Below are 22,635 nucleotides of genomic sequence, written 5' to 3'. Positions count from 1 at the left end.
TCAGCCCGCCCGGTTGCGGCGTCGCGCCAGCTCGTCGTGGGGGTTCTTCCCGATGAGCGTCTCGCCGGTGTCCACACGCTCGCCGTGCAGCTGGGAGAGCGCGCCCTCCACGTCCCGCCAGACCACGCCGACCGCGATACCGAAGACGCCCTGACCGCCCTGGAGGAGATCCACGACCTGATCGGGCGAGGTGCACTCGTAGACCGTCGCGCCATCGCTCATGAGCGTCATCCGCGTCAGATCCGCCAGCCCGCGCGAGCGCAGGTGCTGAACGGCGGTACGGATGTTCTGCAGCGAGACACCGGTGTCGAGCAGCCGTTTGACGATTTTGAGAACGACGACGTCCCGGAAGCTGTAGAGCCGCTGGGTGCCGGAGCCGTACGCCGGCCGAACGCTGGGCTCCACAAGGCCCGTACGGGCCCAGTAGTCCAGCTGCCGGTAGGTGATCCCCGCCGCCGCACACGCGGTCGGTCCGCGGTAGCCGATGGTCTGCGTCTCGCCGTCCGCCGACACTGCGGCCACCTGCGCGGGTGCACGATTCGCTGCTGCACCCGAGTGGAGCGGCAACGCCCCTTCCGCCGCCATACCGTCGCCGGTGATTGCCACGCCGCCCTCCGTCCTCCACGTCCCGGACGGGACCTGCCATATCGACGGTATGCAGTCACCCCGGGTGCGTCAACGATCGCCGCGCTCGCCACGCCGAGTGATAATCACCCTACGAGTGGTTTCTCGTGACCTGACACGGGGAAGGGCTAACAGTTTGGCCGGAATTAGGCGTCCGGTCTGTCGGCATCACTGGCTGTTGGTACCGAAGTCCTCGGGCGAGATCTGGTCGAGGAACTCACGGAACTTCTCCACCTCGTCCTCCTGCTCGTCCGGGATCGCGATTCCCGCGTCGTCCAGCACACCGTCGGTACCGAAGATCGGCGTTCCGGTGCGCAGGGCGAGTGCTATCGCGTCGGACGGACGCGCGCTCACTTCCACGCCGCTGGCGAAGACCAGTTCGGCGTAGAACACCCCTTCGCGCAGATCCGTGATGCGGACCTGCGTCAGCTCCTGGCCCACCGCTTCGAGCACGTCCTTGAAAAGGTCATGCGTCAGCGGCCTGGCAGGGACCATGCCCTGCTGGGCGAAAGCGATGGCGGTGGCCTCCCCTGGCCCGATCCAAATGGGCAAGTATCGGTCGCCTCCCACCTCCCGCAGGAGCACGATCGGTTGGCTGGAAGGCATTTCCACCCGGACACCCACGACATCGAGCTCGTTCACACAGCAACCCTAGGACGTGCCCGGCCGGTTTGGGTAGTCGGGCACTCGTTTGCCGACTACAGGCGCACCCGCAGAGCGGTCTGGACCAATGCCGCATGCAGCCGCACCGACAGCGTTGCCAGCTCTTTGGCGGTGGCTTCGGCATGGGCTCTGGTCTGTGGGTTGCGATGCCGCCGAAGGGGTGCGACCACCTGTTCGACCAGGCCCGCCTCGCGCTCGGCGGCGGCCTTCACGGCACGCAGGTGACGCGGCTCCAGACCGAAGCGTCCGAGGTCCGCGACAAGTCTGGCGACGGTGACGGCCTCGATGTCGTAGCTTCCGTCGTCATTGGCGGCGATGAGGCCGTACGACTCCCAGTCGGCGAGTGCCGCCTCCTCCACCTCGGCGGCGGCCAGCAGCTCCTCCCGGCCGATCCGGGCAGCGGTGGGCCGCTCCTCGTCCGGGACGTGGACGCCGTCCACCAGATCCCGGGAGGGTGTCGCCTGGGCCGGCAGCTGCACCCGCTCACCGCGCTCCAGGGCGTCCAGATACTCCCGGATGACCTTCAGCGGCAGATAGTGGTCCCGCTGCATCCGCAGGACGCCTGCGAGGCGCTGGACGTCCTCCTGGGTGAATTTGCGGTACCCGGAAGGCGTGCGCTTCGGCTCGACCAGCCCCTCGGCCTCCAGAAACCGGATCTTGGAGATGGTGACCTCGGGGAATTCCTCGCGCAGCAAGGTGAGCACCGTGCCGATGCTCACCGGCTTGCCGGCCGAGGAGGCGGTGCCGGCAGAACCGGCACCGCCTGTCGGTGTATGGCGCATATGCCTTCCCTGGTCGGTCAGATACCGACGCCTCGCTGACTCGCGTAGAAGACCAGGCGGTACTTGCCGATCTGGACCTCGTCGCCGTTCGCGAGGTCGACCGAATCGATCCGCTCACGGTTGACGTAGGTACCGTTCAGGCTGCCGACATCGGCGACCGTGAACCCACCGTCCTGGCCACGACGGAACTCCACGTGGCGGCGCGAGACCGTCACATCGTCGAGGAAGATGTCGCTCTGCGGGTGACGACCCGCCGTCGTCAGGTCGCTGTCCAGCAGGAAGCGACTGCCCGAGTTCGGACCCCGGCGGACCACCAGCAGCGCCGAGCCCAGCGGAAGAGCGTCGACCGCCGCCTGAGCCTCGGGAGAGAGCGACGGCGTCGGGGTCTGCCCGGTCGCCTCCGCGTCGTAGGCCTCGAGCCCCGAGATGGAGATGGTCGAGGTCGTCTCCGACGGGCGCTCGGCCTGAGCCCCCGCGCGCAGCGGCGCACCACAGTTGGAGCAGAACCGGCTCGCCTCGGCGTTCCGGTGCCCACACCTCGTACATACCGGCAAGGCCAACCCTCCACCCGTGCTTGAGGCTGATGGTTCCTGGGAACCTATGCGGGCGGCACCCGAGGGGTCAACAGAACCCGCCCCGTACCCCCCGGACGGACCGCCGACCTCGTCACGGAAGAGCGGACGGTCCTCGCCCACCGCACTCTCGTCGGGCTGGCGCGGAGCGCGGTGCCGCGCAGAGCCGCTGCCGCCCTCCTGACGTGCGCTCTTGCCGAACAGCTTTCCAAACAACTTCACGGGCGATTCCCCTTGAACGAAACAGACCCGCCCGTGGGGCAGGACGAACCCTCGATGCACACACCGGCCCATCCGGACATCCTGTGAACGTCCGTGGCCTTCAGACAGTTTCCACCACACACCACGCGCACGGTGCGTCGACCCCCCGCTACGTCATGCCCTCCCGGGCCGTCGACATACGTCTACGCCTCACTGCGATGACGACCGAGCGTAGTCAGGCCGCTTCGCCTCTCGCAAGGCGTTCACAATGATCTTCCCCTGACGGGTCACAGCCACCGTGGCCTGCTCTTTTTCCAGCGTCTGGACCACCCCACCAGGGATGTTCAGCGCAGGCTCCAGGTCCTCTGGCTTGCCGATGACCTTGAAGCGATACGGCTGGGTGACCCGCTTGCCGTCGATCTCCACCCCGCCCCGGACATCCGAGAGATAGGTGTCCGCGACGACGCGCACATCATTGACCTGAATGGCCTCGGCTCCGGCCGCCCGCAGCTCCTGGATGGTGTCCAGCAGCTTGTCCGCCTCGACGGAGCGCGTCGGGTCGTTGATGGTCAGGGTGATGCCGGGCCCCTGAGCCGCGACGGTCCCGGCCAGCACACCCAGCTGCTGTTCCTTCTCCACGGTCTGCTTACGGGCCTCCTCGGCCTGGTCCGAGCTGTTCTCCAGCTCGGTCTTCTGCCCTTCCAGACGCCGCTGTTCGTCCGTCAACCGCTGGGAGCGGTTGTCCAGCTCGTCCAGGATCCGCACCAGGTCCTCCTGGCGCGCCCCTCGCAGCGCACTGCTGTCACTTGTGGAACGTACCTGAATCGCCAGGCCCAGACCGAGAATGAACAGCAGCAGGGCGACGATCAGTTGAGCCCGCGTCAGCCGCGGCGGCCACAGGCTCGCGAAAAGCCGCTGCCGACCGTTCTCCCGGCGACCCTCCGGCTCGTCCGCCGCCGGCGCTTCCGACGCGGTGGCCGGCTCCTCGGAAGCGCCCTCCCCCGGCTCGGGGGCGGCGTCCGCCGCTTTGCGTTCGTCGCGCGCCTCGCCGTCCGGTTCCGGCGCCTTCGGCTCGTTTTCCACCGAAGCCCGCTCGGCGGCGTCCCGGCTCTCCGGAGGCAGCGGCCGGCGGTCGGCCGGACCGCGGTCCTTCGGCGGCTCCGGCTTGCTCGTCGGCGACTCCGGCTCGCTCTTCTCCGGGCCCGGCCCGTTGTTCTCCGGCTCCGGTGTCTCGTCGGTTGCCATCCGCCTCACGCCCTGAAGACGTGCCGGCGGATCGCGGCAGCGTTGGAGAAGATCCGGATACCCAGCACGACGACGACACCGGTGGAGAGCTGTGCGCCGACGCCCAACTTGTCACCGAGGAAGACGATCAGCGCGGCGACGACCACGTTCGAGAGGAAGGAGACAACGAAGACCTTGTCGTCGAAGATGCCATCCAGCATCGCGCGCAGTCCGCCGAACACGGCGTCCAGCGCCGCCACGACAGCGATCGGCAAGTAGGGCTCGACCACCGTCGGCACCACGGGTCGGACCACAAGTCCGACCACGACTCCCACGATGAGGCCCAGTACGGCGATCACGATGTGCCCTTCCCTGTGTCGGTGCCGTCCGCTTTCGCGGCACCGGCCTGTGGCTTTGCGGTTCGTACGGTCAAGCTCGGTGCGGGTGGCAGCGTGACCTCGGACTCGGCGGAAATCCTGGTCCGTACGCCGTAGTTCTCCTGGAGCACGTGCAGGTACTGACCGTCCGCACTGTCCTGGAACGCGGTGCTGAGCCGCTGCCCGTCCCCCACCGCCAGCACCGTATAAGGCGGCACCAGTGGCTTGTTGTCGACCAGTATGGCGTCTCCTGCGGCTCTGATCGCCGAGAGTGACGTAAGCCGCTGCCCATTGACAGAGATGGCCTCCGCCCCTGACTCCCAGAGGCCGTTGACGACGCGCTGCATGTCCCGGTCCCGTACCCGGCCGGTGTCCGAGAAACCGCTGCTCTCGCGCGGCCCGCCGCCGCTGGACTCCGCCTGTTTGGCGTCGTCCACGACCAGCTTCACGCCGGGTCCTGTGACCTGGGTCGAACCGGCCAGCAGCGCCAGCAGTTCGGCCCTGCCGCCGCCGTGCGCCTTGAGCGCCTCGGCCTGCATCTTGCTGACGGCGTCCCGCGTCGCGTCGACCCGCTTCTGCTGCTTGTCCGCCTCGGCGGTGCCCCGCTGGATGCGGTTGATCAGCTCTTCGTGTTCCTTGGCCAGCGTCGGCGCAGCTATCCGCGCCTGCGCCGCACCCACGGTCACCACGACCGCCGCAAGCACCAGGCCGGCCGCGAGGCCCAATTTCGCACGCAGGGTGCGCGGCAGCCCGCTCACGCCCGCTGCGGACTTCCGCTCGGCGGCCTCCGCGTATCCGTCGTCCAGGCTGTGGTCCATCACGTTGGTCAGCAGCGACATGGACGCATCGGGGCGCGCGGCGGGCTTCTTGGTGGTGCTCCGATCGGGGCGCTCCTGCGACATGCCGCACATCGTCGCACGTCGGCGACACGTGATCCCAATGGCCCCACCGACGTACCGGATCGCGGCACGCCGGTGGGGCCCTGGGGTCAGCGTCCGGCGCTGTCCACCACGGCGGACCACTCGTCCAGGAGCTGCTGTGCGGAGGCGTCGTCCGGTCCCTCAGCCCACAGATGCGTCACGGCCTCGGCCGGGTCGGGCAGCACCAGCACCCAACGTCCGTCGGACTCCACCACGCGCACACCGTCGGTGGTGTCCACGTCCCGGTCACCGGCCGCCTCGACCACATGCCGCATGACCAGACCCTTGACCGCCCACGGCGTCGCCAGGTCACGTCGCTGCACATGCGCCCTCGGGATCCGCGCGTCGATCTGGCTCAGCGTGAGCTGCGTACGCGCCACCAGGCCGATCAGCCGGACGAACGCCGCGGCGCCGTCGAAGACGCTGCTGAACTCCGGGATGATGAACCCGCCCATGCCGTTACCGCCGAAGACGGTGCCGTCCGCCCGCCCCACCCGGGTCAGATCGTCCGGCGACGTGGTCGTCCACTCCACCTGGGTGCCGTGATACGCAGCCACCTGCTCGGCGATCCGGGTGGTGGTCACCGGCAGCGCGACCCGGCCACTGCGACGTTCCGCGGCGACGAGATCCAGCATGACCAGCAGCGCACGGTCGTCCTCGATGATCCTTCCGCGCTCGTCCACCAGCGACAGCCGCTCGCCGACGGGGTCGAAGCGCACGCCGAAGGCCGCTCGCGCCGAGGCCACGATCTCGCCGAGCCGGACGAGTCCGGAGCGCCGTGCGTCGGCCGTCTCGGTCGGACGGGACTCGTCGAGACCGGGGTTGATGGTCAGGGAGTCCACGCCGAGCCGGCCGAGCAGGCTGGGCAGGACCAGGCCGGCGCTGCCGTTCGAGGCGTCCACGACGACCTTCAGCCCGGCCTCACTGATGCCCGTGGTGTCCACCGCGCGCAACAGGGACCCGGTGTAGGAGTCGAAGACGCTGGCCGGGAAGCGCAGGTCACCGATCTCTCCGGGGAACGCACGGCGGTACTCCTGACGTGCGTAGACCCGATCGAGCTTGCGCTGGCCGGCCTGCGAGAGGTCCGCGCCCCGCTCGTCGAAGAACATGATGTCGACGGAGTCCGGGACACCGGGCGTCGTCCGCACCATGATGCCGCCCGCACTGCCCCGGGCGGTCTGCTGCCGGGCCACCGGCAGCGGCACGTTCTCCAGGTCGCGCACATCGATGGCACTGGCCTGGAGCGCGGAGATCACCGCGCGCTTGAGCGCTCGCGCGCCACGGGAGTGGTCACGCGCCGTGGTGACCGTGGAGCCCTTCTTGAGCGTGGTGGCGTAGGCACCCGCGAGCCGCACGGCGAGTTCGGGCGTGATCTCGACATTGAGGATGCCGGACACGCCGCGCGCGCCGAACAGATGCGCCTGGCCTCTGGACTCCCAGATCACCGAGGTGTTGACGAACGCACCGGCCTCGATGGTCTTGAAGGGATAGACCCGTACGTTGCCCTGGACAATCGATTCTTCGCCGATGAGGCATTCGTCGCCGATGACGGCGCCGTCCTCGATCCGGGCGGCCCGCATGATGTCGGTGTTCTTGCCGATCACACAGCCACGCAGATTGCTGTGCTGGCCGATATAGACGTTGTCGTGCACGACGGCGCGGTGCAGGAACGCACCGTCCTTCACCACGACGTTGGAGCCGACGACCGTGTGCTCGCGGATCTCGGCGCCCGCTTCGACCTTGGCGTAGTCACCGATGTACAGCGGCCCGCGCAACACAGCGTCCGGGTGGACTTCGGCACCCTCGGCGACCCATACGCCCGGGGAGATCTCGAAGCCGTCGATATCGACGTCGACCTTGCCCTCCAGCACATCGGCCTGGGCCTTCACGTAACTCTCGTGGGTGCCGACGTCCTCCCAATAGCCCTCGGCGACATAGCCGTAGATCGGCTTGCCTTCCTTCATGAGCTGCGGGAAGACATCTCCGGACCAGTCCACCGGAACGTCGGGCTCGAAATAGTCGAACACCTCCGGCTCCATGACGTAGATGCCGGTGTTGACGGTGTCCGAGAAGACCTGTCCCCAGGTGGGCTTCTCCAGGAAGCGCTCCACCTTGCCCTCTTCGTCGACAATGGTGATGCCGAACTCCAGCGGATTGGGAACCCTCGTCAGACAGACGGTGACGAGTGCTCCCTTTTCCTTGTGGAAGCGAATCAGATCACTGAGATCGAAGTCGGTGAGGGCATCACCGGAGATCACGAGGAAGGCATCATCCTTCAGGGCCTCTTCCGCGTTCTTCACGCTGCCCGCGGTGCCCAGTGGCTTTTCCTCATTGGCATACGTGAGCTCCATGCCGAGCTCTTCCCCGTCGCCGAAGTAGTTACGGACGAGGGAGGCAAGGAATTGCACAGTCACGACGGTCTCATTGAGACCATGCCGTTTCAGCAGCCTCAGCACATGCTCCATGATCGGCCTATTGGCCACAGGCAGCAGCGGCTTGGGCATGCTGGACGTCATGGGGCGAAGTCGCGTGCCTTCGCCGCCGGCCATCACAACGGCCTTCATGTCGGAAGCGTCCTCCTCTAAGAGACGACGGTCTTGCCGACCTCACCCGTCCAGATCGCCCACGCAACGTTCCTACGGGCACTGGGCCTATGCACTACGGCCATTCGGCGAGCTCAGTCGGCCGTGGACGTCCGCCCTGATGATGCGGCGGACCTGGACCACGTAGAGGATCCCTGCCCACCAATAGAGCGCCGTACCCCAACCGGCGAACGCCCATCCGAAAATGGCAGCGAGTGTGTGAAGCCAGCCGCTTCCGTCGCTCAGCAAGAGCAACGGGAAGGCATACATCAAGTTGAAGGTAGCTGCTTTGCCCAGGAAGTTCACCTGGGGAGGGCCATAGCCGTGCCGTGCCAGGAAACCGACCGCGATCAGCAGCATCAGTTCGCGGGCCAGCAGAGCCGCGGTGAGCCAGAGCGGGAGGATCTCCCGCCAGGTCAGGCCGACGAGGGTGGAGAGGATGTAGAGCCGGTCGGCCGCAGGGTCGAGGATCCGGCCCAGGCTGCTGATCTGGTTCCAGCGTCGGGCGAGCTTGCCGTCCAGGTAGTCGCTGACTCCGCTCAGGGCGAGGACCAGCAGGGCCCACCCGTCGGCGGCCTTCGGGCCGCCGAATTCCGGCCACAGGATCAACCACAGGAACACCGGCACGCCGACGAGGCGAGCCATGCTCAGGATATTGGGGATGGTGAGGACGCGATCCGTCTGGACCCGCGTCTCCTGGACCTCCACGCGGGGGCCTCCTGTGGGAAATGTGCCGATGATGCTCACTGACCTTACCTGGCCCGCCGGCACCGCCAGAGCCGGGGGTCTACAAACGCGTGTAAGCCCCGCAGGAACCGAAGTTCCCACGGGGCTTACACACAAAGATTGTTCGGCGGCGTCCTACTCTCCCACAGGGTCCCCCCTGCAGTACCATCGGCGCTGAAAGGCTTAGCTTCCGGGTTCGAAATGTAACCGGGCGTTTCCCTAACGCAATGACCACCGAAACACTATGAAGTTAACCAACCCGGCAAAAACACAGGTCGTTACTTCAGAACCTACACAGTGGACGCGAGCAACTGAGGACAAGCCCTCGGCCTATTAGTACCAGTCAACTCCAACCGTTACCGGTCTTCCATATCTGGCCTATCAACCCAGTCGTCTACTGGGAGCCTTAACCCCTCAAAGGGGGTGGGAGTACTCATCTCGAAGCAGGCTTCCCGCTTAGATGCTTTCAGCGGTTATCCTTTCCGAACGTAGCCAACCAGCCATGCCCTTGGCAGGACAACTGGCACACCAGAGGTTCGTCCGTCCCGGTCCTCTCGTACTAGGGACAGCCCTTCTCAATACTCCTACGCGCACAGCGGATAGGGACCGAACTGTCTCACGACGTTCTAAACCCAGCTCGCGTACCGCTTTAATGGGCGAACAGCCCAACCCTTGGGACCGACTCCAGCCCCAGGATGCGACGAGCCGACATCGAGGTGCCAAACCATCCCGTCGATATGGACTCTTGGGGAAGATCAGCCTGTTATCCCCGGGGTACCTTTTATCCGTTGAGCGACGGCGCTTCCACAAGCCACCGCCGGATCACTAGTCCCTACTTTCGTACCTGCTCGACCCGTCAGTCTCACAGTCAAGCTCCCTTGTGCACTTACACTCAACACCTGATTGCCAACCAGGCTGAGGGAACCTTTGGGCGCCTCCGTTACTCTTTAGGAGGCAACCGCCCCAGTTAAACTACCCACCAGACACTGTCCCTGATCCGGATCACGGACCCAGGTTAGACATCCAGCACGACCAGAGTGGTATTTCAACAATGACTCCACAACCACTGGCGTGGCTGCTTCAAAGTCTCCCACCTATCCTACACAAGCCGAACCGAACACCAATATCAAGCTATAGTAAAGGTCCCGGGGTCTTTCCGTCCTGCTGCGCGAAACGAGCATCTTTACTCGTAGTGCAATTTCACCGGGCCTATGGTTGAGACAGTCGAGAAGTCGTTACGCCATTCGTGCAGGTCGGAACTTACCCGACAAGGAATTTCGCTACCTTAGGATGGTTATAGTTACCACCGCCGTTTACTGGCGCTTAAGTTCTCAGCTTCGCCACACCGAAATGTGACTAACCGGTCCCCTTAACGTTCCAGCACCGGGCAGGCGTCAGTCCGTATACATCGCCTTACGGCTTCGCACGGACCTGTGTTTTTAGTAAACAGTCGCTTCTCGCTGGTCTCTGCGGCCACCCCCAGCTCACCGAGTAAATCGGATCACCAGAAATGGCCCCCCTTCTCCCGAAGTTACGGGGGCATTTTGCCGAGTTCCTTAACCATAGTTCACCCGAACGCCTCGGTATTCTCTACCTGACCACCTGAGTCGGTTTAGGGTACGGGCCGCCATGAAACTCGCTAGAGGCTTTTCTCGACAGCATAGGATCATCCACTTCGCCACAATCGGCTCGGCATCAGGTCTCAGCCTTAACGTGTGACGGATTTACCTACCACACGGCCTACACCCTTACCCCGGGACAACCACCGCCCGGGCTGGACTACCTTCCTGCGTCACCCCATCACTCACCTACTACAAGTCTGGTTCGTCGGCTCCACCACGTCCCTTTGTCCGAAGACTCCAGGCCGGCTTCACGGACTTAGCATCGCCTGATTCAATGTTTGGCGCTTCAAAGCGGGTACCGGAATATCAACCGGTTGTCCATCGACTACGCCTGTCGGCCTCGCCTTAGGTCCCGACTTACCCTGGGCAGATCAGCTTGACCCAGGAACCCTTAGTCAATCGGCGCACACGTTTCCCACGTGTGTATCGCTACTCATGCCTGCATTCTCACTCGTGAACCGTCCACAACTCGTTTCCACGGCTGCTTCACCCGGCACACGACGCTCCCCTACCCATCACAGTCCCCGTTGGGGGTATGTACTGCAATGACACGACTTCGGCGGTGTGCTTGAGCCCCGCTACATTGTCGGCGCGGAATCACTTGACCAGTGAGCTATTACGCACTCTTTCAAGGATGGCTGCTTCTAAGCCAACCTCCTGGTTGTCTCTGCGACTCCACATCCTTTCCCACTTAGCACACGCTTAGGGGCCTTAGTCGATGCTCTGGGCTGTTTCCCTCTCGACCATGGAGCTTATCCCCCACAGTCTCACTGCCGCGCTCTCACTTACCGGCATTCGGAGTTTGGCTAAGGTCAGTAACCCGGTAGGGCCCATCGCCTATCCAGTGCTCTACCTCCGGCAAGAAACACACGACGCTGCACCTAAATGCATTTCGGGGAGAACCAGCTATCACGGAGTTTGATTGGCCTTTCACCCCTAACCACAGGTCATCCCCCAGGTTTTCAACCCTGGTGGGTTCGGTCCTCCACGAAGTCTTACCTCCGCTTCAACCTGCCCATGGCTAGATCACTCCGCTTCGGGTCTTGGGCACGCTACTCAACGCCCTATTCGGACTCGCTTTCGCTACGGCTTCCCCACACGGGTTAACCTCGCAACATACCGCAAACTCGCAGGCTCATTCTTCAAAAGGCACGCAGTCACGACTGCATGTGCAAGCACATACAGCGACGCTCCCACGGCTTGTAGGCACACGGTTTCAGGTACTATTTCACTCCGCTCCCGCGGTACTTTTCACCATTCCCTCACGGTACTATCCGCTATCGGTCACCAGGGAATATTTAGGCTTAACGGGTGGTCCCGCCAGATTCACACGGGATTTCTCGGGCCCCGTGCTACTTGGGTGGTTCTCAAGCAAGCCGTTGATGTTTCAGCTACGGGGGTCTTACCCTCTACGCCGGGCCTTTCGCATGCCCTTCGCCTACACCAACGGTTTCTGACTTGCCTCATCGCCGGCAGACGATGAAAGAGAACTCCCACAACCCCAACCACGCAACCCCTGCCGGGTATCACACGTGACTGGTTTGGCCTCATCCGGTTTCGCTCGCCACTACTCCCGGAATCACGGTTGTTTTCTCTTCCTGCGGGTACTGAGATGTTTCACTTCCCCGCGTTCCCTCCACACTGCCTATGTGTTCAGCAGCGGGTGACAGCCCATGACGACTGCCGGGTTTCCCCATTCGGACACCCCCGGATCAAAGCTTGGTTGACAGCTCCCCGGGGCCTATCGTGGCCTCCCACGTCCTTCATCGGTTCCTGGTGCCAAGGCATCCACCGTGCGCCCTTAAAAACTTGGCCACAGATGCTCGCGTCCACTGTGCAGTTCTCAAGCAACGACCAGCCACCCATCACCCCGCCACACAAGGCGAGTTCACTGGGGCCGGCATCACGAAGGTCCAGACTCGAAAGTCCGTACCCTCAGATACCCAACAGCGTGCCCGGCCCACCCGATCCATCCTCACGTTCCACGCCGAAGCAGTACTAATGACAACCAACCGAATGTGCCGAATAGTCAACGTTCCACCCATGAGCAACCACCGTCGAACATTTGCCGACGAAGTGGCCTCTGACCAACCGAAGTCGGTAAGAAATGCTCCTTAGAAAGGAGGTGATCCAGCCGCACCTTCCGGTACGGCTACCTTGTTACGACTTCGTCCCAATCGCCAGTCCCACCTTCGACGATTCCCTCCCACAAGGGGTTGGGCCACCGGCTTCGGGTGTTACCGACTTTCGTGACGTGACGGGCGGTGTGTACAAGGCCCGGGAACGTATTCACCGCAGCAATGCTGATCTGCGATTACTAGCAACTCCGACTTCATGGGGTCGAGTTGCAGACCCCAATCCGAACTGAGACCGGCTTTTTGAGATTCGCTCCACCTCGCGGTATCGCAGCTCATTGTACCGGCCATTGTAGCACGTGTGCAGCCCAAGACATAAGGGGCATGATGACTTGACGTCGTCCCCACCTTCCTCCGAGTTGACCCCGGCAGTCTCCTGTGAGTCCCCATCACCCCGAAGGGCATGCTGGCAACACAGAACAAGGGTTGCGCTCGTTGCGGGACTTAACCCAACATCTCACGACACGAGCTGACGACAGCCATGCACCACCTGTACACCGACCACAAGGGGGCGCCTGTCTCCAGGCGTTTCCGGTGTATGTCAAGCCTTGGTAAGGTTCTTCGCGTTGCGTCGAATTAAGCCACATGCTCCGCTGCTTGTGCGGGCCCCCGTCAATTCCTTTGAGTTTTAGCCTTGCGGCCGTACTCCCCAGGCGGGGAACTTAATGCGTTAGCTGCGGCACGGACGACGTGGAATGTCGCCCACACCTAGTTCCCAACGTTTACGGCGTGGACTACCAGGGTATCTAATCCTGTTCGCTCCCCACGCTTTCGCTCCTCAGCGTCAGTATCGGCCCAGAGATCCGCCTTCGCCACCGGTGTTCCTCCTGATATCTGCGCATTTCACCGCTACACCAGGAATTCCGATCTCCCCTACCGAACTCTAGCCTGCCCGTATCGAATGCAGACCCGGGGTTAAGCCCCGGGCTTTCACATCCGACGTGACAAGCCGCCTACGAGCTCTTTACGCCCAATAATTCCGGACAACGCTTGCGCCCTACGTATTACCGCGGCTGCTGGCACGTAGTTAGCCGGCGCTTCTTCTGCAGGTACCGTCACTTTCGCTTCTTCCCTGCTGAAAGAGGTTTACAACCCGAAGGCCGTCATCCCTCACGCGGCGTCGCTGCATCAGGCTTTCGCCCATTGTGCAATATTCCCCACTGCTGCCTCCCGTAGGAGTCTGGGCCGTGTCTCAGTCCCAGTGTGGCCGGTCGCCCTCTCAGGCCGGCTACCCGTCGTCGCCTTGGTAGGCCATCACCCCACCAACAAGCTGATAGGCCGCGGGCTCATCCTTCACCGCCGGAGCTTTCCACCACCAGACCATGCGGTCGGTAGTCGTATCCGGTATTAGACCCCGTTTCCAGGGCTTGTCCCAGAGTGAAGGGCAGATTGCCCACGTGTTACTCACCCGTTCGCCACTAATCCCCTCCCGAAGGAGGTTCATCGTTCGACTTGCATGTGTTAAGCACGCCGCCAGCGTTCGTCCTGAGCCAGGATCAAACTCTCCGTGAATGTTTGCCGGTAATCCGGCGAAACACACACGAGAGCGGAACGAGCGGACGGAATAAGTCTGCTCGTTCACAGCGTCCTCGCTGTGTGTGCCACCCACGCCACATGGACGGGATGGACTTTCAAAGGAACCTCATCCACCGAGGTGGACGGGGTATCAACATATCTGGCGTTGACTTTTGGCACGCTGTTGAGTTCTCAAGGAACGGACGCTTCCTTTGCGCCTGTTTCACCAGGCTCTCCGGGCGCTTCCCTTCGGTGTTTCACACTCTATCAGGGCTTTTCGCTCTTCCGAACCACCGCTTTTCTGTAGACATACAGAAAGGCACGCGTTCGAGAATCTCGATCAAGACTCTGATGGGGTGCCGCCCACTCTCGCCTTCCGCAGTAATTTGCGGCCTGGCTGTCCGGGGCAGGTGTCAGACAGTACAGCTCGGCTGTGGGCGAGGCAAATCGATTCGGCGGAGCCAGGTGGCCTTCAGCCGGTGTCGCTCATGCGGAACCGTCAGTTCTTATGACTTACGCTTCTGAACGGTGCGCTGTCCAGGACAGGTAGTGACGGCGGCCTGATAGATCTCCACCCCTGGGAGGCTTCCCATGACCACCGTGACGTCCCCGCTCGCAGGACGCGCCATCGGACTCGCGGCTGTGCCCGATCCGGTGTTCTCCGGAGCAATGGTGGGTCCCGGTACCGCCATCGATCCGGTCCGTGAGCCGTCCGAGGCCGTTGCGCCCGTTGACGGCGTTGTCGTTTCACTGCACCCTCATGCCTTCGTGGTCGTCGACGCGGCCGGCCATGGAGTGCTGACGCACCTCGGCATCGACACCGTTCAGCTCAACGGCGAGGGCTTCGAGCTCCTCGTCAACAAGGGCGACACGGTGCAGCGGGGCCAGGCGGTCGTGCGCTGGAACCCGGCCGCGGTCGAGGAGGCCGGCAAGTCGCCGGTATGCCCCGTCGTCGCGCTGGAGGCCACCGCCGACTCGCTCGCCGATGTGCGTGAGGACGGCGACATCAAGTCGGGCGACTCGCTCTTCACCTGGCAGTAGCCGGGCGCCGTTCCTGACGGCAGGTACGACATCCACCGCGGCGGCACGGGCCGCCGCATCAACCGGAGACGGGTGAAATGGAGACAACGCTGCGAGGCGTCGGCGTGAGCCACGGCGTGGCCATCGGCGAGGTGCGCCACATGGGCACGGCGGTTCTCGAACCGCCGGCCAAGCAGATCCCGGCCGAAGAGGCGGAGCGCGAACAGGGGCGCGCCCGCCAGGCCGTGGAGGCCGTGGCCGCCGACCTGATCGCGCGGGGGAACCTGGCGGGTGGCGAGGCACAGGCCGTGCTCGAGGCCCAGGCCATGATGGCGCAGGACCCTGAGCTGATGGCCGACGTCGAGCGGCGGATCGCCGTCGGCAGCACCGCCGAGCGCGGTGTCTACGACGCGTTCGCGGCGTACCGGGCGCTGCTCGCGGGTGCCGGTGAGTACCTCGCCGGTCGGGTCGCCGACCTCGATGACGTGCGGAACCGGATCGTCGCCCGGCTGCTGGGCGTGCCGATGCCGGGTGTGCCGGACAGTGACGAGCCGTATGTACTGATCGCCCGCGATCTGGCGCCGGCCGACACGGCGCTGCTGGACCCCGCGCTGGTGCTCGGTTTCGTCACCGAGGAGGGCGGGCCGACCAGCCACAGCGCGATTCTGGCGCGTGCGCTGGGTGTGCCGGCCGTCGTCGCGCTGCCCGGTGCGGGTGAGCTCGTCGAGGGCACCGTGATCGCGGTCGACGGCAGCACCGGTGAGATCTTCGTCGAGCCCGGTGACGACAAGCGGGCGTCGCTGGAGCAGGCCGCGGCGGCGCGCAAGGCGGCGCTGGCCGCGTCGTCCGGTCCGGGCGCGACCTCCGACGGGCACAAGGTGCCGCTGCTGGCGAACGTCGGGGGCCCGGCGGATGTGCCGGCCGCGGTCGAGGCCGGCGCCGAGGGCGTCGGTCTCTTCCGGACCGAGTTCCTCTTCCTGGACGACAGCAAGAAGGCGCCGTCCGAGGACAAGCAGGTCGACGCGTACCGCAAGGTGCTGGAGGCCTTTCCCGAGGGCCGTGTCGTGGTGCGGGTGCTGGACGCCGGTGCCGACAAGCCGCTGGACTTCCTGACGCCGGGCGACGAGCCCAACCCGGCGCTGGGTGTGCGGGGTCTGCGGACGCTGCTGGACCACCCGGACGTGCTGCGCACGCAGCTCACGGCGCTGTCGAAGGCCGCCGAGGGGCTGCCGGTCTACCTCGAGGTCATGGCCCCGATGGTGGCGGACCGGACCGACGCCAAGGCGTTCGCGGATGCCTGCCGGGATGCCGGTCTCGAGGCGAAGTTCGGCGCGATGGTGGAGATTCCGTCCGCCGCGCTGCGCGCCCGCTCGATTCTGCAGGAGGTGGAGTTCCTGTCGCTGGGCACCAACGACCTGGCGCAGTACACCTTCGCGGCGGACCGTCAGGTGGGTGCCGTCTCGCGTCTGCAGGACCCGTGGCAGCCGGCGCTGCTGGACCTCGTGGCGGCTTCGGCCGAGGCCGCGAAGGCCGAGGGCAAGAGCTGTGGTGTCTGTGGCGAGGCGGCCTCCGATCCGCTGTTGGCGTGTGTGCTGACCGGGCTCGGTGTCACCAGCCTGTCGATGGGTGCGGCGTCCATTCCCTACGTCCGCTCGACGCTGTCGAAGCACACGCTGGCGCAGTGCGAGCGTGCGGCGTCCGCGGCGCGTGCGGCGGACACCGCCGAGGACGCGCGGGCTGCCGCGCAGGCGGTGCTCTCCGGGGAGTGATCCCGCGCGGCGCCCGTGCGTCGCAGGAGTCTTGATGGCCGTCCCGCCCTTTGTGGCGGGGCGGCCATCTGCCGTTGTGCGCGTCGTGCGCCGATGCGGTCTGCGGCGGAGGCCGGTCAGCGGTGGCGGTGTTCTTCCGTCGGGGGTGTGAGGGTGAGCCCGGGGGCGTAGTCGACGCCGTGCTCGGGTGGGATCGGTTCGCCGGTGTCGGCATCGGTGCAGTAGGCGGTGAAGACCTCGGCCGCGGTGAGCGGGCAGGGCCAGCCGTCCCGCAGGGACCAGCCGCGGACGGTGTCGTGGGTGCCGGCGGTGGGGCCGGCGGTGGGGCCGGCGGTGGTGGTGCGGGAGACGATGCCGCCCGGTGTGCGCAGGGCGAGGCCGGTGGCGAGGACGGTGCAGAAGACCAGGGTGGTGGCTTCGGAGAGCTGGAGGCGGCCGTCGTCGCTGCTGGTGGCGTGCAGGATGGCCAGGAGGGACGGCTCGCCCGCCGGGATGCTGCACACGAGGTGGTGAGTTCCCTCGCCGAGGGCTTCGAGGAGGTGCCTGAGGACGTGGGTGGCGCGGGCGAAGGCGGCGTGGGCGAGGTCCTCGCCGCAGTCCTCGCAGGTGCCGGCGCGAGCCAGAAGGGCGGAGGCGCGCTCCCAGTTGGCCTGGCGGTCGGCTTCTTCGACCAGTAAGGGCAGGAGCTGCTTCAGGGGCTCGCCGGCGTACGGCAGGGTGGCGCCGGTGCAGGCGACCTCGGCGGTGTAGCGGGTGCGGCTGTCGGGGCGGTCGGGGTCGAGGGCGAGGTCGGCGCAGTAGTCCTCGTAAGCGGCCGGGTCGAAGAGGCTGAGGGTGGTGAGGACGCCTTCGGAGGCGAGGGTGCGCAGCAGGGCCTCCATCTGCTGGAGGTAGCTGCGGTGGTCGTCGAACGGGAAGGTGCGGTAGCGGCGCATCGCCGCGAAGTCCCGCTCGTCGGCCAGGACGGCGGCGGTGCTGGGGACTTCGCGGCGCAGGGTGCGGCGGGCGCGGGCCTGGTCGGTGGGCCGGGATGCGGATGTCATGACTCCCCCTCAGTGAGATGCTCTGCATCGAACGTCACTTGTCACTGAGAGTAATCACGGGGTCTGACAACGGCGTCCCGGCCGGATGCTCAGGGCGCTGTCACGGCCGCCCGGACGAGCCCTGCTCGGCGCGGTCCGCGGCGATGCGCTCGTAGAAGCGGAGCAGTTCCAGGTTGTCGACGGAGCCGGGGTTGACGGCCTTTTCGAGGGGGGTGCCCTGAAGGAGGCGTTTGACGGGTACCTCGATCCGCTTGCCCGTCAGGGTGTGCGGCACTCCGGGGGCCTCGATGATGTCGTCGGGGACGTGGCGCGGCGAGAGCTGCTCGCGGATGGTCCGCTTGATGCGGTCGCGGAGGCCGTCGTCGAGGGTGGCGTCGGGGGCGAGGTGGACGAAGAGGGGCATCCAGTAGCCGCCGTCGGGGAGTTCGAGGCCGATGACGAGGGATTCGCGGATCTCGGGGAGCCGTTCGACCGCCTCGTAGATGTCGGCGGACCCCATGCGCACGCCCTGGCGGTTGAGGGTGGAGTCGGAGCGGCCGTGGATGACGACGCTGCCGCGGGAGGTGACGGTGATCCAGTCGCCGTGCCGCCAGACTCCGGGGTACATGTCGAAGTAGCTGTCGTGGTAGCGGCTGCCGTCGGGGTCGTTCCAGAAGCGGATGGGCATCGAGGGCATCGGGTTGGTGACGACGAGTTCGCCGACCTCCTCGATGACGGGCTTGCCCTGGGGGTCCCACGCCTGCAGGTCGGTGCCGAGGCAGGGTGCCTGGAGTTCGCCGATGTGGACGGGGAGGGTGGGGACGGCGCCCGCGAAGCAGCTGCAGACGTCGGTGCCGCCGCTGACGGAGGCCGTCCACAGGTCGGCGCCGCTCTCGGCGAAGCTGTCGTGCAGCCAGCGGAAGCCGTCCGGCGGGAGCGGGGAGCCGGTGGTGGCGACGCAGGTGATGGCCGAGAGGTCGAGGTCGCGGGCAGGGTGGATGCCGGCCTTGCGGCATGCCATGACGTAGGCGGCAGAGGTGCCGAAGACTGTTGCGCGGGTGGTCTCGGCGACCCGCCACTGGGCGGAGATGTCGGGGTGGCCGGGGCTGCCGTCGTAGAGCACGATCGTGGAGCCCACCAGGAGGCCGGCGACGAGGAAGTTCCACATCATCCAGCCGGTGGAGGTGTACCAGAAGAAGCGGTCGTCGGGGCCGAGGTCGCAGTGCAGGCCGGTCTGCTTGAGGTGTTCGAGCAGGATGCCGCCCTGGGACTGGACGATGGCCTTGGGCAGGCCGGTCGTCCCGGAGGAGTACAGGACCCACAGCGGGTGATCGAAGGGGACCTGCTCGAAGACCGGTTCGATGTCCTGCGAGGTCAGATCCGACCAGTTCAGGGCGCCCTCGGGGGCCTCGGTGCCGAGCAGCGGGATGTGGACGACGGCGCGGAGCGTGGGAAGTTCCGCGCGGAGTTCGGTGACGGTCTCGCGCCGGTCGTGTTCCTTGCCGCCGTAGCGGTAGCCGTCGACGGTGAACAGGACGACCGGTTCGATCTGCTGGAAGCGGTCCAGCACGCTGCGGGCGCCGAAGTCGGGGGCGCAGGAGGTCCATACGGCGCCCACCGCGGCGGTGGCGAGGAGGGCGACGACGGCCTGCGGGATGTTCGGGACGTAGCCGCTGACGCGGTCGCCGGGGCGGACGCCGAGGCGGCGGAGTTCGGCGGCCAGCGCGCCGACCTGGGAGCGGAGGGTGGCCCAGGTGACGGGGGTGGGCTCGTGGGTCTCGTCCACGTACAGCAGCGCCGGGGTGTCGGCGCGCGCCGGGTCCTCCGCGGCGCGCAGGGCGTGCTCGGCGTAGTTGAGGGTGGCGCCAGGGAACCAGCGGGCGCCGGGCATCGCGCGGTCGGCGATCACGGTGTCGTAGGGGGTGGCGAAGCGGACGTCGAACCATGCGGCGGTGGCTTCCCAGAAGCGGGACAGCTCGTCGACGGACCAGCGGTGCAGGGCGGCGTAGCTCGCGGCGGGGTCGCCGGGGACGGGGGCCGGTGCGCCGTGGTGCTCCGCGGCCCAGGTGTGGAAGCGGGTGACCTGCGCGCCGGCGATGCGGTCCTGCCCGGGCTGCCAGAGGGGCTCCGGCAGGTCGTCGGACTGCGGTGCGGTGGTCATGATGCGGCTCCCGGGCGGTACGCGTCGTGTGCGTCGGGCGCGCACAGCGTGGTTCCCCGGCGTGGCGGGGGTGTGCGCGTGACACGGCTTGGCAGGACGATGCCATGTGATCGTCTTGTGCACCAGGGCGGGCCCCCCACATTCGGGGCGTGGCGGATGTGGTGCGGCCACGCCGGTGCGGGCCGCGGGAGCCGGTTTCGGACATTGTCGGGCGCCGGGGTGACCGGCGGGTGGCCGGACCTGCCGCACAGGAGGTGAACGGCAGTTGAACGGAGCCCGATCGCGGCGATGTCGATGGCAGGCTGACCGGCATGGACGGGCGGGATCTGGTGCGGTCGGTACGGATGGTCAGGGCGATCGGAGCGGCGCAGGGGCTGCGGTCCGCGCGGGCGGCGTGGCAGCGGCGGAGAGCGGACGCGCTGGCCCTTCCGCGGCAGCGGGCGGAGCGGGCGCGGGTGCCGGGAACCGCGAGCGGCGCCGAGTCGCTGCCCGGTGGCGGGGTGGTCCACTTCGCGCGGTCGTCGCTGCGGGTGCGGGTGGCGTCGGGCGGCGCGGTGTTCTGCGGCTGGGACGGTGCCGGGCCGGAGCCGTCGTACGCGCTGGCGGCCTGTCCCGAGGTCGACGGCAGGGCGGTGCTGGAGCCGGACCGGGAGGGCGGTTGGCGGGTCGTCTCCGAGCGGGTGACGGTGGCGGTGTCGCGGTTCGGCGCGGTGGAGGTGCGTACGCCCGGTGGGGTGGTGCTGCGGCGGGAGCTGCCGCCGCGCTGGTGGGACCGTACGGACGAGGCGGCGGGCGGGGACGGCGGCGGTACGGCAGCGGTACCCGAGGAGGGCGCCGGGTCGCGGTGGGTACAGCGCTCGGAGGTGGCGGCCGACGCGCGGTTCTTCGGTCTGGGCGGCCGGGCTCGCGGTCCGCGGCTCCGTGACGGCTCGTACCGCCTGTGGAACTCCGCTCCGGACGGCACTGCGGCGCCGGACGAGGATCCGGCGTCGCTGACGATGCCGGTGCAGCTGGTGGTGGCCGACGCCGGGACGCATCTGGTGTTCCACGACAACTCCTGGGACGGCCGGGTGGTGCTGCGCGAGGGGACGGAGGGTGCCGGGTCCGGGCACGACCGGCCCGGCACCTGCGAGGTGCGGATGGACGGCGGGCCGCTGCGCTACTGGGTGCTGGCCGGGACCCCGGCGCGGGTGCTGCTGGGCTGGACGGCGCTGACCGGGGCGCCCGCGCTGCCGCCCCGGTGGGCGCTGGGTCCGCAGCACGCCCTGGGGGGCTCGGGCGGTGCGGAGGAGGTGCGCCGGGCGGTCGCGGGTTACCAGGAGCACGGGCTGCCGTTGTCCGCCGTCCACCTGGGCGCGGGTCATCACGAAGGGCGCCGGGCCTTCACCGTCGACCGGAACAGGTATCCCGATCTGCCGGGTCTGGCACGGGAGTTGCGGGCCGACGGGGTGCGTTTGGTGTCGGTCGTGGAGCCGGCGGTGCGGGCGCGGTCGGGTGACGCGGTGTACGACGGCGGGGTCGCGGCCGGGGTGTTCGTGCGGGACGCGCGGGGGCGGGAGGTGCGGGGTGTGGTCGGACCGGGTGAGTCGGTGTTCCCGGACTTCACCGACGCACGGGTGCGCAAGTGGTGGGGCGGGCTGTACGCGGAGCGGCTGGCGCAGGGGTTCTCCGGTGTCTGGCACGACCGGAACGAGCCGGTGTCCTGTGCTGCGTTCGGTGAGCGGACCCTGCCGCGGTCGGCCCGGCACGCGCTGGAGGGACGGGGCGGTGATCACCGGGAGGCGCACAACGTCTACGGCCTGACGATGGCGCGTGCCGCCTACGACGGCTGGGGTGAAGTGCGGCCCGCGGAGCGGCCGTTCCTCCTCTCGCGGTCGGGCTGGGCGGGCCTGCAGCGGTACGGGGGCGCCTGGCCGGGGAAGGTGGCGACGGGCTGGCCCGGGTTGCGGGCGTCGCTGTCGGTGGTGCTGGGCCTGGGGCTGTGCGGGGTGCCCTACAGCGGTCCCGATGTCGGCGGGGGTGCGGCGCCGTCGCCGGAGCTCTATCTGCGGTGGTTCCAACTGGGCGCCCGCCTGCCGCTGTTCCGTACGCACACGGCGTTGCGGGCGGGGCGGCGGGAGCCGTGGGAGTTCGGGCCCGAGGTGCTGGAGCACGCCCGTGCGGCCCTGCGCGAACGGGCCCGGCTGCTGCCGTACTTCGACACTCTGGGTCAGTTGGCGCGGCTGACGGGCGCGCCGTACGTCCGGCCGGTGTGGTGGAGCTCGCCGCGGGACCGGGCGCTACGGAACTGCGAGGACGCCTTTCTCCTGGGGGACGCGCTGCTGGTGGCGCCGGTGCTGGAGCAGGGGGCCACGCGGCGGGCGGTGCAGTTGCCGCGCGGGCGCTGGTACGACACCGCGACCGGTGAGGTCCACGAGGGGCCGGGGCAGGTGCTGGTCGACGCGCCGCTGTCGCGAATACCGGTGCTGGCGCGGGCCGGTGCGGTGCTGCCGGTGGTGGGTGCGGACGGCGGCACGGAGCTGGAGGTCTGGGCGCCTGCCGCGGGGCGGCGGGGCGGCGGCCTGGTGGTGCCGGACGCCGGCGACGGGTGGCGCCGGCCCGACGTGCGGCGTTACACCGCGCAGTGGGACGGGGACCGGGTGGTCGTGGCGCGGCAGGACGGGAGCGCGGTGGAGTATCCGGTGCGGGTCCGGGGGATATCGGGCGCCTAGGCCGTCCCG

The 22,635-nt window shown here is 67.1% G+C and carries 14 protein-coding genes and 3 rRNA genes; 3 read left to right on the top strand and 14 right to left on the bottom strand.

Going from position 1 to position 22,635, the window contains the following annotated elements; translation table 11 throughout:
* The 12 genes from QOM21_RS31540 to QOM21_RS31485 all read right to left on the bottom strand — a co-directional run bounded on the left by QOM21_RS31540 (position 1) and on the right by QOM21_RS31485 (position 13,940).
* Positions 1-606 carry a MerR family transcriptional regulator gene (locus QOM21_RS31540; protein WP_407554406.1) on the bottom strand — a complete coding sequence of 202 codons (606 nt, stop codon included), beginning with the start codon at positions 604-606 and terminating at the stop codon, positions 1-3.
* 186 nt (positions 607-792) lie between these two features.
* Positions 793-1,266, bottom strand: a complete 474-nt coding sequence (locus QOM21_RS31535) for a bifunctional nuclease family protein (RefSeq protein WP_006606439.1) — start codon at positions 1,264-1,266, stop codon at positions 793-795.
* A 56-nt stretch (positions 1,267-1,322) separates the two neighbouring features.
* Positions 1,323-2,069 carry a MerR family transcriptional regulator gene (locus QOM21_RS31530; RefSeq protein ID WP_407554405.1) on the bottom strand — a complete coding sequence of 249 codons (747 nt, stop codon included), beginning with the start codon at positions 2,067-2,069 and terminating at the stop codon, positions 1,323-1,325.
* Between the two features lie 17 nt (positions 2,070-2,086).
* Positions 2,087-2,935 carry an FHA domain-containing protein gene (locus QOM21_RS31525; protein WP_407554404.1) on the bottom strand — a complete coding sequence of 283 codons (849 nt, stop codon included), beginning with the start codon at positions 2,933-2,935 and terminating at the stop codon, positions 2,087-2,089.
* 117 nt (positions 2,936-3,052) lie between these two features.
* The gene (locus QOM21_RS31520; RefSeq protein ID WP_407554403.1) at positions 3,053-4,087 is read right to left on the bottom strand and encodes a DUF881 domain-containing protein; all 1,035 of its coding nucleotides are present in this window, start codon (positions 4,085-4,087) and stop codon (positions 3,053-3,055) included.
* A gap of 5 nt (positions 4,088-4,092) precedes the next feature.
* Positions 4,093-4,425 carry a small basic family protein gene (locus QOM21_RS31515; RefSeq protein ID WP_003984969.1) on the bottom strand — a complete coding sequence of 111 codons (333 nt, stop codon included), beginning with the start codon at positions 4,423-4,425 and terminating at the stop codon, positions 4,093-4,095.
* Entirely contained in the window at positions 4,422-5,354 is a 933-nt protein-coding gene (locus QOM21_RS31510) for a DUF881 domain-containing protein (protein WP_407554402.1), read from the bottom strand. Before QOM21_RS31510 ends, QOM21_RS31515 begins: the two co-directional genes overlap by 4 nt.
* Before the next feature lie 77 nt (positions 5,355-5,431).
* Positions 5,432-7,927, bottom strand: coding sequence for a sugar phosphate nucleotidyltransferase (locus QOM21_RS31505; protein WP_407554401.1), 2,496 nt, complete (start codon positions 7,925-7,927; stop codon positions 5,432-5,434).
* Between the two features lie 87 nt (positions 7,928-8,014).
* Positions 8,015-8,653, bottom strand: a complete 639-nt coding sequence (locus QOM21_RS31500; protein WP_407554400.1) for a CDP-alcohol phosphatidyltransferase family protein — start codon at positions 8,651-8,653, stop codon at positions 8,015-8,017.
* A 140-nt stretch (positions 8,654-8,793) separates the two neighbouring features.
* Positions 8,794-8,910: ribosomal RNA gene (rrf, locus tag QOM21_RS31495) — 5S ribosomal RNA — on the bottom strand.
* Positions 8,911-8,984: 74 nt separating this feature from the next.
* Positions 8,985-12,108, bottom strand: a 23S ribosomal RNA gene (locus QOM21_RS31490).
* Positions 12,109-12,411: 303 nt separating this feature from the next.
* Positions 12,412-13,940: ribosomal RNA gene (locus QOM21_RS31485) — 16S ribosomal RNA — on the bottom strand.
* The 16S, 23S and 5S rRNA genes sit together here, the layout of an rRNA operon.
* A 594-nt stretch (positions 13,941-14,534) precedes the next feature.
* On the opposite strand from QOM21_RS31485, the gene QOM21_RS31480 reads away from it, so the two are divergent.
* Both QOM21_RS31480 and ptsP read left to right on the top strand, forming a co-directional pair.
* Positions 14,535-14,984 carry a PTS glucose transporter subunit IIA gene (locus tag QOM21_RS31480; protein WP_407554399.1) on the top strand — a complete coding sequence of 150 codons (450 nt, stop codon included), beginning with the start codon at positions 14,535-14,537 and terminating at the stop codon, positions 14,982-14,984.
* A gap of 77 nt (positions 14,985-15,061) precedes the next feature.
* On the top strand, positions 15,062-16,732 hold the full coding sequence (gene ptsP / locus QOM21_RS31475) for a phosphoenolpyruvate--protein phosphotransferase (RefSeq protein WP_407554398.1): 1,671 nt from the start codon (positions 15,062-15,064) through the stop codon (positions 16,730-16,732).
* 116 nt (positions 16,733-16,848) lie between these two features.
* On the opposite strand, the gene QOM21_RS31470 is transcribed toward ptsP, so the two are convergent.
* Both QOM21_RS31470 and QOM21_RS31465 read right to left on the bottom strand, forming a co-directional pair.
* The gene (locus tag QOM21_RS31470) at positions 16,849-17,775 is read right to left on the bottom strand and encodes a hypothetical protein (RefSeq protein ID WP_407554397.1); all 927 of its coding nucleotides are present in this window, start codon (positions 17,773-17,775) and stop codon (positions 16,849-16,851) included.
* Between the two features lie 100 nt (positions 17,776-17,875).
* Complete coding sequence (locus tag QOM21_RS31465) at positions 17,876-19,915, bottom strand: acetoacetate--CoA ligase (protein WP_407554396.1); 2,040 nt, start codon at positions 19,913-19,915, stop codon at positions 17,876-17,878.
* A 311-nt stretch (positions 19,916-20,226) separates the two neighbouring features.
* On the opposite strand from QOM21_RS31465, the gene QOM21_RS31460 reads away from it, so the two are divergent.
* A complete protein-coding gene (locus QOM21_RS31460; RefSeq protein ID WP_407554395.1) occupies positions 20,227-22,626 on the top strand; it encodes a glycoside hydrolase family 31 protein in 2,400 nt (799 codons plus the stop codon).
* Positions 22,627-22,635: the final 9 nt, after the last annotated feature.

The sequence above is a fragment of the Streptomyces sp. Pv4-95 genome (genome assembly GCF_045782725.1).
Classification (GTDB): domain Bacteria; phylum Actinomycetota; class Actinomycetes; order Streptomycetales; family Streptomycetaceae; genus Streptomyces.
This window is presented reverse-complemented; position numbering and strand designations above follow the sequence as displayed.

What these genes read in the sequence shown, in the direction of transcription:
- QOM21_RS31510 (WP_407554402.1), bottom strand. Translation starts at nt 5,354, where the DNA reads ATGTGCGGCATGTCGCAGGAGCGCCCCGATCGGAGCACCACCAAGAAG.
- QOM21_RS31530 (WP_407554405.1), bottom strand. Translation starts at nt 2,069, where the DNA reads ATGCGCCATACACCGACAGGCGGTGCCGGTTCTGCCGGCACCGCCTCC.
- QOM21_RS31470 (WP_407554397.1), bottom strand. Translation starts at nt 17,775, where the DNA reads ATGACATCCGCATCCCGGCCCACCGACCAGGCCCGCGCCCGCCGCACC.
- ptsP (WP_407554398.1), top strand. Translation starts at nt 15,062, where the DNA reads ATGGAGACAACGCTGCGAGGCGTCGGCGTGAGCCACGGCGTGGCCATC.
- QOM21_RS31520 (WP_407554403.1), bottom strand. Translation starts at nt 4,087, where the DNA reads ATGGCAACCGACGAGACACCGGAGCCGGAGAACAACGGGCCGGGCCCG.
- QOM21_RS31505 (WP_407554401.1), bottom strand. Translation starts at nt 7,927, where the DNA reads ATGAAGGCCGTTGTGATGGCCGGCGGCGAAGGCACGCGACTTCGCCCC.
- QOM21_RS31465 (WP_407554396.1), bottom strand. Translation starts at nt 19,915, where the DNA reads ATGACCACCGCACCGCAGTCCGACGACCTGCCGGAGCCCCTCTGGCAG.
- QOM21_RS31525 (WP_407554404.1), bottom strand. Translation starts at nt 2,935, where the DNA reads ATGGGCCGGTGTGTGCATCGAGGGTTCGTCCTGCCCCACGGGCGGGTC.
- QOM21_RS31480 (WP_407554399.1), top strand. Translation starts at nt 14,535, where the DNA reads ATGACCACCGTGACGTCCCCGCTCGCAGGACGCGCCATCGGACTCGCG.
- QOM21_RS31460 (WP_407554395.1), top strand. Translation starts at nt 20,227, where the DNA reads ATGGACGGGCGGGATCTGGTGCGGTCGGTACGGATGGTCAGGGCGATC.